Genomic DNA, 12,598 nt, shown 5'->3' on the forward strand with positions numbered 1-12,598 from the left:
GCGTGTCCACCCAACCCGACGTCGACGTGACGCCTGCCGCGCTGCCCCGGCGGCGCCTGGCGCTGCTCGCCTCGGCGGCCGTGGTGGTGCTCGTCGTCGACGTGGTCAGCAAGATCGTCGCGGTGGCCCTCCTGGAGGGCCGTGAGCCGGTCTCGCTGCTGGGCGGCGCGCTGTACCTGCCGCTGATCCGCAACGGCGGCGCCGCGTTCGGCCTCGCCGAGGGCTGGACGGCCGTCCTGGCCCTGATCTCGCTCGGCGTGGTCGGGTTCATCGTGTGGATCGCGCGCAAGCTGCGGTCCGGCCCGTGGGCCCTCGGGCTCGGGATGGTGCTGGGCGGCGCGCTGGGCAACCTGGGCGACCGGATCTTCCGGGCCCCTGGGCCGCTGCGCGGGCACGTGGTGGACTTCCTGTCCCTGTTCGACCCCTACGGCCGGGTGTGGCCGGTGTTCAACGTCGCCGACTCGGCGATCTGCGTTGGCGGGGTGCTCATCGTGACGATGGCGCTGCTCCAGCGCGACTACGACGGCACTCGTGCCGTGAAGAAGGACAAAGGATGAGCGGGTATCGCACCCTGCCCGTGCCGGACGGTCTCGACGGGATGCGCGTCGACGCCGGGTTGGCGAAGTTGCTCGGGCTGTCGCGGACGGCGGTCGCGGCGTTGACCGAGTCCGGCGACGTGGTGCTGGACGGGCAGGCCGCCGGGAAGTCGGATCGGCTGGTCGCCGGGGCGACGCTGGAGGTGACGCTGCCCGAGCCGCCTCGGCCGGTGTCGATCCAGGCCGTGCCGGTCGAGGGCCTCGTCGTGCTGTACCAGGACGACGACATCATCGTGGTGGACAAGCCGGTGGGGGTGGCCGTCCACCCGAGTCCCGGTTGGACCGGACCCACGGTGGTCGGCGGCCTGGCAGGCGCGGGGATCCACGTGGCAACCTCCGGTGCCGCCGAGCGCCAGGGCGTCGTGCACCGCCTCGACGTCGGCACCACCGGGGTGATGGTGGTGGCGAAGTCCGAGAACGCCTACTCGGCGTTGAAGCACGCGTTCAAGGAGCGGACGGTCGACAAGCTGTACCACGCGCTGGTGCAGGGGCACCCGGACCCGATCAAGGGGACGATCGACGCGCCGATCGACCGGCACCCCAAGCACGACTACAAGTTCGCCGTGATGGCCAACGGACGGCCCAGCATCACGCACTACGAGGTCGTGGAGGCCTTCCGGGCCGCGTCGCTGCTGGACGTGCACCTGGAGACCGGGCGCACGCACCAGATCCGGGTGCACTTCTCGGCGCTGCACCACCCGTGCGTGGGGGACCTGACGTACGGGGCCGATCCGACGTTGGCCAAGCGGTTGAAGATCACCCGGCAGTGGCTGCACGCCCGGACGCTGGGGTTCCACCACCCCGCCGACGGCCAGTGGGTGTCCTTCACGTCCGAGTACCCGGCCGACCTGGCCGACGCCCTGGAGCTGCTGCGGGCCGAGGGGTAGGGGCTCGGCGGCCGCTCGTCGTGGGCGGGGGCCGCGGCGCGTGCCGGTTTCGCTCGCGGTCCGCTCGTCAGTCGTCGATCGTCCAGACGAGGGTGTTGAGGTCGATCTCCGGTCTGGCGCTCCAGCGGACCGCCGTGATCGCGGTGTCCTCCGGCAGCACGTAGACGGTGTGCCCGCCCGCTGTCTCGCCCGGCTGCACGCCGATCTTGTGCGGTGGGCGGGACGAGAGGGACACGGGGGCCTTCGCCACCGGTTCTCCGGTGCGGGCCATCAGCACCAGGTACATGTCCGGCAGTGAGTTGAACGGGATGGTGCCGGTGTTCGTCAGTTCCGTGTGCACCACCACGGCGCGTTCGCCGTCCGCGAGCTTGTAGCCCGCCGCGGTGAAGAGGAAGTCCGCCGGGTCCACCACCTCGATCAGCTGGATGGAGAAGGTGGCGCCTTCCAGGCCCTCCGTCTCCAGCGAGGTGCCGATCTTGCCGGTGCGCTGGCCCGTCGCCCCCTTCGAGCCGCCGAACACCGGTTGCTGGTCACCCCTCGCCCAGCCCGCCGACTGGGGCGGGCCCCACGTTTGCTGCGGTGGGGCCTGCTGCGCCGGGAACGGGACGCTGGGGGGCGACTGGTACGGCGGGTACGGCCTGGGGCCTGCCGGGGGACCGCTGTAGGAGCCCCACACCATGCTGTTGGACAGGGCCTGGCGGATGCCGTTGGGGTCGCACTCGACGCCGACCAGCAGGGGCAGGCCGCTGCCCGACAGGGTGATCAACCTCGACGCGGCCTCGCGGGGGTCCATGCCCAGTCTCGCGGCTACCTCGTGCACGGCCGCACGGCCCATCTCCGCGATCACGGCGAGGAGGCGGGCGTCAACGGGATCAGGCGATACCACGCTTCGAACGCTACCCGTCCGGGGTGATCGTCGTGTGGCCGCCACCCCGGGCGCGGGACGGCCTCCCCGCGCGGAGGAGGAGCAGGTGGTGGCCGGGCGTGAGGTGCCGGGGTTCCGGGACACCTCGGGTGGTGCTTGGTCGGGTTTGTCGGAAGTGGCTGCGCCATTCGAGTGACAAGGTCGGGTTCACGGGACACGGACGGATGCCCGGACGTTCAGTTAACACAGTTAACTCACCACGGGAGGGGTGTCATGCACACGACCGAGGCCGGTCTTGAGCGACTCGGGGGCGAGTACCAGCAGGACCCGCACGCGGTGCACGAGCGGCTGCGCCGGACGGGTCCGGTGTCCGAGCTGGTGCTGCCGCGCGGCCTGAAGGTGTGGGTGGTGACGCGGCACGAGGAGGCGCGGATCGCGCTGTCCGACCCGCGCTTCAGCAAGAACTTCGCCGCGGCGGACGACCTGTTCGCCAGGCACCTCCAGCCCGGCGTGCCGCGGCGCGACTTCGACCAGTCGTTCGCCTCGCACATGCTGAACATGGACCCGCCGGACCACACGCGGCTGCGCAAGCTGGTCAACAAGGCGTTCACGGCGCGGCGCATGGAGGCCCTGCGGCCGCGCATCCAGGAGATCACCGACGAGCTGCTGGACGCGATGGCGGGCAAGCCCGAGGTCGACCTGCTGGACGCGCTGGCGTTCCCGCTGCCGATCACGGTGATCTGCGAGCTGCTGGACGTGCCGCTGGACCAGCGCGACGACTTCCGGATCTGGTCGGGGACGCTGCTCACCGACTCGACGCAGGAGGAGATCAACCAGGCCGCCGCGTCGATGTACGCGTTCCTGGCCGGGCTGATCCAGGCCAAGCGGGAGAACCCCGGCGACGACATCTTCTCGGCGCTGATCCACGCCAGCGAGGACGACGACCGGCTCAACGAGGCCGAGCTGATCTCGATGGCGTTCCTGCTGCTGGTCGCGGGCCACGAGACCACGGTCAACCTGATCGGCAACGGGGTGCTGGGGCTGCTGCGCAACCCGGACCAGCTCGCCCTGCTGCGCTCCGACCGGTCGTTGCTGACCAACGCGGTCGAGGAGTTCCTGCGCATCGACGGGCCGATCAACCTGGCGACGTTCCGCTACACCGCCGAGGAGGCCGAGCTGGGTGGCGTGACGATTCCGGCGGGCGAACTCGTGCTGGTGTCGCTGCTCAGCGCCAACCGCGACCCGGAGAAGTTCCCCGAGCCGGAGAAGCTGGACATCACCCGCGCGACCGGTGGTCACGTCGCCTTCGGGCACGGCGTCCACTTCTGCCTGGGCGCCCCGCTCGCGCGGTTGGAGGGCGCCATCGCCATCGGGTCGCTGCTGGACCGGTTCGACGTCGACCTCGCGGGCGAACCGGGACGGGCGCTGCGGTGGAAGGACAGCACGCTGCTGCACGGCTTGGAGCGGTTCCCGATTAGCCTGTCGGCTCGTGGACCACGATGAGCTGCTGAAACTGGACCAGGCCCACGTCTGGCACCCGTACGGCCCGATGCCGGGCACCCGCGAGCCGCTCGTCGTCGAGTCCGCCAGGGGTGTCCGGCTCCGGCTGGACGACGGCCGGGAGCTGGTGGACGGCATGTCGTCCTGGTGGGCGGCCATCCACGGCTACCGGCACCCCGTCCTGGACGAGGCGGTGCGCGGGCAGCTCGACCGGATGAGCCACGTGATGTTCGGCGGGCTCACGCACGAGCCCGCCGTGCGCCTCGCGGCCACGCTCGTCGACATCACCCCCGAGCCGCTCCAGCACGTGTTCCTGTGCGACTCGGGGTCGGTGTCGGTCGAGGTCGCGGTGAAGATGTGCCTCCAGTACTGGCGCTCCAGGGGGAAGCCCGCCAAGCGGCGGCTGCTCACCTGGCGCGGCGGCTACCACGGCGACACGTTCCAGCCGATGTCCGTGTGCGACCCGGAGGGCGGGATGCACTCGCTGTGGCGGGGGGTGCTGCCCGAGCAGGTGTTCGCCGACGCGCCGCCCGCCGAGATGGACACCGCGTACGTGCAGCACCTCGCGGACCTGATCGAGGAGCACGCCGACGAGCTGGCCGCGGTGGTCGTGGAGCCGGTCGTGCAGGGCGCGGGCGGGATGCGCTTCCACGACCCGCGCTACCTGCACGTGCTGCGCGAGCTGACGCTGGCCCACGACGTGCTGCTGGTGTTCGACGAGATCGCCACCGGCTTCGGCCGCACCGGCGAGCTGTTCGCCGCCGACCACGCGAACGTCAGCCCCGACGTGATGTGCGTCGGCAAGGCCATGACCGGCGGTTACCTGACGATGGCCGCCGCGCTGTGCACCGAGCGGGTCGCGGACGGCATCAGCCGGGGCGAGGTGCCGGTCCTGGCCCACGGGCCGACGTTCATGGGCAACCCGCTGGCGTCGGCCGTGGCGTCGGCGTCGATCGACCTGCTGCTGTCGCAGGACTGGCGGGCCGAGGTGCGGCGGATCGAGGCGGGCCTGGTGGCGGGTCTCGCGAACGCGCCGGGCGACGTGCGGGTGCTCGGGGCCATCGGGGTCGTGCAGCTCGACCACGAGGTGGACATGGTCGCCGCGACCGCCGCCGCGGTCGAGCACGGCGTGTGGCTGCGGCCGTTCCGCGACCTCGTCTACACGATGCCGCCGTTCGTCTGCACGGACGACGACGTGTCCGCCATCTGCGCCGCCGTCGTCGCCGCGGCGGAAGCGGGATAACGATCCGGGCATGGCTGGGAGGGGGAGCACCCGCCGACCGGTCGGGCCGTCCGCGTCGCCGTAGGGTGTTCCCCCGTGAGCGTCCTCGTGATCACCGGTACGGGTACCGAGGTCGGCAAGACGGCCGTGACGGCCGCGCTGGCCGCGGTCGCCTCCGCCGACGGCCGTCGGGTCGCCGTGCTCAAGCCCGCGCAGACCGGTCTGCTGCCCGGTGAACCCGGCGACGTCGACGAGGTCGTCCGCCTCGCGGGCCCCGTCACCACCCGTGAACTGATCAGGTACCCCGACCCGCTGGCCCCCGTGACGGCCGCCAGACGCGCCGGCAGACCCACCGTGTCGCCGTCGGAGATCGCCGCCGCCGTGACCGAGCTGGACGCGACCCACGACCTCGTGCTGGTCGAGGGCGCGGGCGGGCTGCTGGTGCGGTTCGACGAGAAGGGCACGACCATCGCCGACGCGGCGTGGGCGCTCAACGCCCCCGTGCTCGTCGTCGCGGCGGCCGGTCTGGGCACGCTGAACACCACCGCCCTGACCGCCGAGGCGATCCTGCACCGCGGCCTGGAGTCGCTCGGCGTCGTGGTCGGCCGCTGGCCCGCCGCACCCGACCTCGCGGCCCGCAGCAACCTCACCGACCTGCCGGAAGCCGCGGGCGGCCCCCTGCTCGGCGTGCTGCCCAACGGCGTGACCAGCCTGCACCCGGCCGATTTCCTGGACGTCGCGCGCGGCGCGCTGTCGCCGTGGTTCGGCGGCACGTTCGACCCGGAGGCGTTCGCCTCGCACTACGTGTAGGGGGTGACGTTCGTCGCGCGGACGCGATGCGTGCCGTGCGGCACACTTGCTCGAACGCCCGTCTGCCGAAGGAGAAGTCGTGACCGCAGCACCCGAGCAGGTCGACCGCAGCACCGACGTCGTGGACGTGGCCCGTGAACAGGTCCTGGAGCGCGGTGTCGGGCTGACCGAAGCACAGGTGCTGGAAGTCCTCGAACTCCCCGACGACCGCATCTCCGACCTGCTCGCGCTGGCCCACGACGTGCGGATGCGCTGGTGCGGCCCCGAGGTCGAGGTCGAGGGCATCGTGTCCCTCAAGACCGGCGGCTGCCCCGAGGACTGCCACTTCTGCTCCCAGTCCGGCCAGTTCCCGTCGCCCGTGCGCTCGGCGTGGCTCGACATCCCCGGCCTGGTCAAGGCCGCGCGCCAGACGGCGGACACGGGCGCGACCGAGTTCTGCATCGTCGCCGCGGTCCGCGGCCCGGACAAGCGCCTGCTCTCGCAGGTCCGCGACGGCATCAAGGCCATCCGCGACGACGGCAACGACATCCAGATCGCCTGCTCGCTCGGGATGCTCACCCAGGAGCAGGTCGACGAGCTCGTGGCGATGGGCGTCCACCGCTACAACCACAACCTCGAAACCGCGCGGTCGCACTTCCCGAACGTCGTCACCACCCACTCGTGGGAGGAGCGCTGGGACACCCTCCGGATGATCCGCGACGCGGGCATGGAGGTCTGCTGCGGCGGCATCATCGGCATGGGCGAGACCCTCGCCCAGCGCGCCGAGTTCGCCGTCCAGCTCGCGTCGCTGGAGCCCGACGAGGTCCCGCTGAACTTCCTCATCCCGAACCCCGGCACCCCGTACGAGAACTACCCGGTCGTGGAGGGTGCGGACGCCCTGCGCGCCGTGGCGGCGTTCCGGCTCGCCCTGCCCAGGACGATCCTGCGGTTCGCGGGCGGTCGCGAGCTGACGTTCGGCGACCTCGGCGCCAAGCAGGGCATGCTCGGCGGCATCAACGCGATCATCGTCGGCAACTACCTGACCAACCTGGGCCGCCCGGCCGTGCAGGACCTGGAGATGCTGGACGAGCTGAGCATGCCCATCAAGGCGCTCAGCCAGACCCTGTGACGGTCGACGTGGCGTACTGCTCGTACTGCGGGAAGAGCGCGGAGGGCGACCACGAGGTGTGCGCGAAGCGCCTCACCGTGATCGACCCGCCGCGCTACTGCGCCGAGTGCGCCCGCCGGATGGTCGTCCAGGTCACCCCGGCGGGGTGGACGGCCAGGTGCAGTCGTCACGGCGAGATCACGTCAGCGCGGTAACCTCGCCCCAAGCTTCTGGGTGCACGAGGAGGTCGCGGGTGGCGGAACAACCGGTGGACGACAGGGCTGTCCCGGCCCGCATCCCACCAGTGCTGCCGCAGTGGGTGCTCGACTTCCACCCGAGGAGGCCGCGGGTGGTCGTCAAGCGCGACCTCCTGCCGTCCTTCTGCCTGGCGGGCGCACTCTCCGTCCTGGCCCTGCCGCTGGGCTGGCTGTGGGCCAGGCTGGCGCCGGGCCAGAACAAGGTCGTGCAGGACGGCGGCAAGCTCATCCCGGTGGGCGGCGAGAGCTACCACGCCCTAGACGCGCTGATGGTGTTCGTCATGCTCGGCCTGGGAGCGGGCCTGCTGACCGGCATAGCGGTCTGGCTGCTCCGCGAACGCCGCGGCCCGGTGGTCATGCTGGCGGCGGTGGCGGGCTCGGCCCTAGCGGCCTACCTGGGCCAGAAGACCGGCACGGGCATGGCGGGCGACCGCTACGCCGTCACCGGCCAGCTCACCATCGGCGACACCATCATGACCGCACCGATCCTGGAAACCTGGTGGGGCGTGGTCGCCTGGCCCATGGCAACAGCACTGGCCTACGGCTGCCTGGCGGCGTGGAACGGCTTGGACGACCTGGGCCGCCGCCTGGGCTGAGCACCCAGGCTTCTGGGACCTGGCCTCTGGGCTCCCCGGCCCTGGTCTCTTGACCCCTGGGACCGCTGGACTCACCGGGACCGCTGGACTCACCTGCCACTGGACGAGCCCGACTGAACGCGCACGTTCGACGGGCCCGCCCAACCTGCTCCGCCCATCCACCCGGACTCACGCACTCAACCGGGGTCGGCCCCTCACCCGGTGTTGGCCACCAACCGAACGCGCCCGCACAACGTGACCACCCACCTGATCCAGCGCACTCCCCTCCCGCACCCCCGATCCGAAGCGCCCTCGTCGTTGATCGTGCATGTCAAGGCATCTTTCCCGCCTTGACAAGCACGATCAACGATCGAGACGATGACGCGAGCGGGGGCGCGGGGTCTCCCATCCGATGACGAAGTCGAGGCGAGACCCCCCTCACCCGATCCGATAACCATCCCCGTACACCGCCCACTCCAACGGCGTCTCCAGCCCGAAGTTCCCGGCATCCAGGAACACCCTCTGGGCCGTGTCCACCCGCGAGGTGTCCGAGTGCGCCTCCTCCTGCCGCATCGCCCACACCCGTGCGTCCAGGAACGCGTGCAGCCAGGCACCCTCGTCCCCGCCCTGCGACGGCGGCCGAGCCACCCCGAGGGCACGCTCCCGGATCCCCCCGAAGCTCGTGGCGTCATCGCCCCCACCGTGCATCACGATGGCGTCGTAGTAGATGAACTGCCCGAGCGTCCGCACCCCGTCATCCCGACCCCGCGCCACGGCGGGCCCGAAGTGCACCCGGTCGCGCTCGTCGTCCTGCGCGGCCTGGAACACCGGGTCCCCGGCGGCGGCACGCCAGTCCCCGGTGAACCCCGGATCCAGTCCCTCGTGCGAGTCCGACCCGTCGACGGCCCTCAACGCGGGGAGGTACTTCGCCAGCACGTTCCCCGGCGCCCGGTCCGTGTACTCCTCGACCAGTTCGAGCATGTCGTGCGTCCCCGAGCAGAACCCGATGATCCCGCCGGTGTACCCGCGGCCGTCACCGATGTCCTCGATGTACCCGTACTGGGCCCTCCAGTCCAGTGACGAGTTCTCCGCGCTGGACACGAGCCGCATCGCGATGTCCTTCTTCGCGGGGTCGTCCAGATCGACGGCCTGCGCGCGAACACCGCCGACGGCCGCGGGCCACGCGGACGACGTCGCGGTACCCGCCGACACCAGCGCCACCGACGCGGCGACGACCGCGGCGACGCGCAGGAACCTGCCTGATCTCATCACGCACACCTCCGTGGAGCAGGGGACGGGACACGGCGGCGGATCGTGCGGCGGCCACCGTAACCCCGTTCCACAGAGTTGGGCAACCTTCCTTCCATGAGAACGCTGTGAGCACAACATGTTTACCGGCAACGGTTCTCAGGGCCGGATCGGTCTACACGGGACGGAAAGAGCCCTCCCCGGCCGAAGTCGGGGAGGGCTCGTCCGTCGCCGGGATCAGGAGTTGATCGAGAAGCTCTCGCCGTACACCTTCCACTTCAACGGGGTGGTGAGGTCGAGGTTCCCGGCCTTCAGGAACACCCGCTGGGCCGTGTCGACCCGCGAGGTGTCCGAGTGCGCCTCCTCCTGCTTCATGGCCCACACCCGAGCGTCCAGGAACGCGTGCAGCCACGTCGTTTCGTTCCCGCCCTGCGCCGGCGGCTTGGCCTTGCTCAGCGCGCGCTTGCGGATGTTGCGGAAGCTCGTGCTGTCGTCGCCGTCGCCGTGCATCACGATCGCGTCGTAGTAGATGAACTGCCCCAACGTCCGGACGCCGTCCGACTTGCCCTGGTTCACGGCCGGGTTGAAGTACACGCGGTCCCGCTCGTAGTTCTGCGAGTCCTTGAAGACCTGGTCCTTCGCGGCGGTCTTCCAGTCCTTGGTGTAGTTCGGGTCCAGCCCGGCGTGCGAGTCCGACCCGTCCACGTTCCGCAGCGCGGGCAGGTACTTCTTCAGGACGTTGTTCGGCGACCGCTTGGTGTACTCGGTCACGAGTTCGAGCATGTCGTGCGTTCCGGAGCAGAACCCGATGATCCCGGCCGTGTAGCCGCGGCCGTCGTCGATGTCCTCGATGTAGCTGTACTGCGCCTTCCAGTCCAGCGAGGAGTTCTCGGCGCTGGAGACCAGCTTCATCGCGATCTCCTTCTTCGCCGCGTCGGTCAGGTCGACCGCGGCGGCGCTGACGCCGTCCGCCGTCAGCGGTTTCGCCGGTGCCGCCGTGCTGGTGGCCGTGGAGACGAGCGCGATCGACATCGTCGTGACCGCGGCCAGGCGCAGGAGCCTGCCTGAGATGAACACGAGAACCTCCGCGAAACAGGGGATGGGACACACGGCTGCGGCGGCTGGTGTCTCAGGTCTTCCGTGAGCTACCCGGCAGGGACCGGGGGTGATGGCGGTCACGGTAGACCACTGGATCGCTATTAGGCAACCTTCTTGCCTTATTCGTCTCAGGCAGGCCGCCGGACCATCCGGTACCGGTCGTCCAAGGGGGATTTTCGGTGCTGTACCAGGACAAAACGGTCGCTCAGCCCACGCGGTAGGTCGAGTCCGGGACGTCGGTCACGAACATGTGGCCGGGGGCGTGGGTGATCGCGAACGGCGGCTTCGACGCCATCAGCGCGGCCTGCGGCGTCACTCCGCAGGCCCAGAAGACGGGCACGTCGCCGTCCTCGGGGACCACGGCGTCGCCGAAGTCCGGTGTGGACGGGTCGGCGATGCCCAGTGCCGCCGGGTCGCCCGCGTGCACCGGCGACCCGTGCACGGCGGGCATCAGTCCGCTCACCCGTGCGGCGGTATCCACCAGGTCCGCCGGGATCCACCGCATCGACACGACCATCGGCCCGTGCACCCGGCCCGCCGCGCGGCACTCGCGGTTCGTCACGAACATCGACACGTTGCGGTCCTGGTCGACGTGCCGCAGCGGGACGCCCGCCTCGACGAGCGCGCCCTCGAACGTGAAGCTGCACCCGATGAGGAACGACACCAGGTCGTCGCGCCAGAACGGCGTCGCGTCGGTGGGTTCGCCGGTCAGCACCCCGTCCCGCCAGACGCGGTAGCGGGGGATCGCGGTGCGCAGGTCGGCGTCCGGCGCCAGGACGGTGCGGTGGCCGCCCGCGTCCGTCACGTCCAGCACCGGGCACGGCTTGGGGTTGCGCTGGGTGAACAGCAGGACGTCGTACGCCCAGTCCGCCGGGACGGCGATCAGGTTCGCCTGCGCGAACCCCGCCGCCAGTCCCGCGGTGGGCCCGCTCGCGCGGGCCCGCACCTCGTCCGGTGTCACGTCAGCTCCCGTCCCAGGGTCTCCGGCAGGCCGAGCAGCGCCACGACCGCGATCCCGTACGCCGCGGCCCCGAAGATCATCGCGCCGCCCACGCCCATCGTCTCGGCCATGAACCCGACGCCCGCCGGGAACAGCGCGCCGACCGCGCGGCCGAAGTTGTAGGTGAAGCCCTGGCCGGTGCCGCGCACGTCCGTCGGGTACAGCTCCGCGAGGAACGACCCGAAGCCGCTGAAGATGGCCGAGGCGCAGAAGCCCAGCGGGAAGCCGAGGAACAGCACGGCCGTGTTCGCGCCCGTCGGGATCTGCGTGTAGAGCATGATCAGGATCGCGGACGCGACGGCGAAGAGCGCGAAGGTCCTCTTGCGTCCCAGGCGGTCCGTGATGAAGCCGCCGCAGACGTAGCCGATGAACGCGCCGGAGATCAGGAAGGCGTAGTAGCCCGTGGAGTTGATGACCGTCAGCCCGCGCTCGGTCTTCAGGAACGTCGGCAGCCACGTGGCCAGCGTGTAGTAGCCGCCCTGGACGCCGGTCGCCAGCAGTGCGGCGAAGAACGTGGTCCGACCGAGACCGCCCGTGAAGATCGCGGAGAAGTTCCGGGTGCTCCTCTCGCGCTGCTCGACGGTTCCCGGCGCGTCCTGCACCGTGCGGCGGATGTAGAGGATCAGCACCGCGGGCAGCGCGCCGGTCCAGAACATGACGCGCCACGCCGTGTCCGCGCTGACGAACGAGAACACGAGCGTGTAGACGACCACCGCGAGCCCCCACCCGACGGCCCACGCGCTCTGGATGAACGCCACCGCCCGGCCGCGGTACTCCGGCTTCGAGTACTCGGCCACGAGGATCGCCCCCGCCGCCCACTCGCCACCGAACCCGAGGCCCTGGAGACCGCGGAACACCAGCAGCATCTCGTAGCTCGTCGCGAACCCGCAGAGCACCGTGAACACCGCGTAGGTGATGACCGTGATCAACAGGGTCCTCACCCGGCCGATCCGGTCGGCCAGCACGCCTGCCACCGCGCCGCCGAGGGCGGAGAGGACCAGCGTGGCCGTGTTGAGCAACCCGGCCTGACCCTTCGAGATGCCGAAGAACGACGTGATCGCCACCAGGCTCAGCGGCAGGATCCAGTAGTCGTAGGAGTCGAGGCCGTAGCCGCCGAAGGCGCCGATGAAGGCGCGCTTGCCGCGCTGGCCGAGTGATCGGAACCAGCCCTCTGGGTTTGTTCGGGTGACGGGTGTCGTGCTCATGGGCACCTCGCAGCGGTGAGCCGGGGACGGGTTTGTGCTGTGGCTCACACGGTAGAGGATTGTTGAACAATCCTTCAATAGGGCAATTGGCGGAAGGTTCTGGTGGTGCGGTGGCGCGTTCGGGTGTGTTTGGGGGTGGTTCGGGGGGTTGGCGTCTGGCTGGGTCGGGTTCCGGGGAATGTCGGACCCTTGTCGTAGCGTGTGCGTCGGGGGGTCTTGCTTGATGGGGGACGCCTGGTTTGGGCTGG

13 protein-coding genes are annotated in these 12,598 nt (G+C 70.6%); 8 read left to right on the forward strand and 5 right to left on the reverse strand.

The genetic code is table 11. The features are described from left to right. The first annotated feature begins 2 nt into the window (after window positions 1-2). Together lspA and AC156L_RS21265 are read left to right on the forward strand one after the other, a co-directional pair. Window positions 3-557, forward strand: coding sequence for a signal peptidase II (lspA, locus tag AC156L_RS21260; RefSeq protein ID WP_330876982.1), 555 nt, complete (start codon window positions 3-5; stop codon window positions 555-557). After that, on the forward strand, window positions 554-1,483 hold the full coding sequence (locus AC156L_RS21265; RefSeq protein WP_330876981.1) for an RluA family pseudouridine synthase: 930 nt from the start codon (window positions 554-556) through the stop codon (window positions 1,481-1,483). The genes lspA and AC156L_RS21265 overlap by 4 nt, the downstream gene beginning before the upstream one ends. 67 nt (window positions 1,484-1,550) lie before the next feature. Here the strand turns inward: AC156L_RS21265 and AC156L_RS21270 are convergent, their stop codons facing one another. Further along, on the reverse strand, window positions 1,551-2,369 hold the full coding sequence (locus tag AC156L_RS21270; RefSeq protein ID WP_330876980.1) for an AsnC family protein: 819 nt from the start codon (window positions 2,367-2,369) through the stop codon (window positions 1,551-1,553). Between the two features lie 252 nt (window positions 2,370-2,621). Between AC156L_RS21270 and AC156L_RS21275 the strand changes: the two genes are divergently transcribed. From AC156L_RS21275 to AC156L_RS21300, 6 genes are all read left to right on the forward strand, one after another. After that, a complete protein-coding gene (locus AC156L_RS21275; protein WP_330876979.1) occupies window positions 2,622-3,851 on the forward strand; it encodes a cytochrome P450 family protein in 1,230 nt (409 codons plus the stop codon). Further along, window positions 3,838-5,091 carry an adenosylmethionine--8-amino-7-oxononanoate transaminase gene (locus tag AC156L_RS21280; RefSeq protein ID WP_330876978.1) on the forward strand — a complete coding sequence of 418 codons (1,254 nt, stop codon included), beginning with the start codon at window positions 3,838-3,840 and terminating at the stop codon, window positions 5,089-5,091. Before AC156L_RS21275 ends, AC156L_RS21280 begins: the two co-directional genes overlap by 14 nt. A gap of 75 nt (window positions 5,092-5,166) precedes the next feature. Next, a complete protein-coding gene (bioD, locus tag AC156L_RS21285) occupies window positions 5,167-5,880 on the forward strand; it encodes a dethiobiotin synthase (protein WP_330876977.1) in 714 nt (237 codons plus the stop codon). 79 nt (window positions 5,881-5,959) lie between these two features. After that, complete coding sequence (gene bioB / locus AC156L_RS21290; RefSeq protein WP_259623820.1) at window positions 5,960-6,988, forward strand: biotin synthase BioB; 1,029 nt, start codon at window positions 5,960-5,962, stop codon at window positions 6,986-6,988. After that, window positions 6,985-7,182 (forward strand): biotin synthase auxiliary protein BsaP, encoded by a 198-nt coding sequence (gene bsaP, locus AC156L_RS21295; RefSeq protein WP_330876976.1) that lies wholly within the window; start codon window positions 6,985-6,987, stop codon window positions 7,180-7,182. Before bioB ends, bsaP begins: the two co-directional genes overlap by 4 nt. Before the next feature lie 38 nt (window positions 7,183-7,220). Then, window positions 7,221-7,820: a DUF2567 domain-containing protein gene (locus AC156L_RS21300; protein ID WP_330876975.1), complete on the forward strand. Its 600-nt coding sequence runs from the start codon at window positions 7,221-7,223 to the stop codon at window positions 7,818-7,820. A gap of 417 nt (window positions 7,821-8,237) precedes the next feature. Here the strand turns inward: AC156L_RS21300 and AC156L_RS21305 are convergent, their stop codons facing one another. From AC156L_RS21305 to AC156L_RS21320, 4 genes are all read right to left on the reverse strand, one after another. Continuing rightward, window positions 8,238-9,071 carry a chitosanase gene (locus tag AC156L_RS21305; RefSeq protein ID WP_414719918.1) on the reverse strand — a complete coding sequence of 278 codons (834 nt, stop codon included), beginning with the start codon at window positions 9,069-9,071 and terminating at the stop codon, window positions 8,238-8,240. A 213-nt stretch (window positions 9,072-9,284) separates the two neighbouring features. Further along, on the reverse strand, window positions 9,285-10,079 hold the full coding sequence (locus tag AC156L_RS21310; RefSeq protein ID WP_330877063.1) for a chitosanase: 795 nt from the start codon (window positions 10,077-10,079) through the stop codon (window positions 9,285-9,287). Window positions 10,080-10,350: 271 nt separating this feature from the next. Then, the gene (locus AC156L_RS21315) at window positions 10,351-11,106 is read right to left on the reverse strand and encodes a putative hydro-lyase (RefSeq protein WP_330876973.1); all 756 of its coding nucleotides are present in this window, start codon (window positions 11,104-11,106) and stop codon (window positions 10,351-10,353) included. Then, the gene (locus tag AC156L_RS21320) at window positions 11,103-12,350 is read right to left on the reverse strand and encodes an MFS transporter (protein WP_330876972.1); all 1,248 of its coding nucleotides are present in this window, start codon (window positions 12,348-12,350) and stop codon (window positions 11,103-11,105) included. Before AC156L_RS21320 ends, AC156L_RS21315 begins: the two co-directional genes overlap by 4 nt. Between the last annotated feature and the right edge of the window lie 248 nt (window positions 12,351-12,598).

This window comes from Umezawaea sp., from assembly GCF_057122925.1.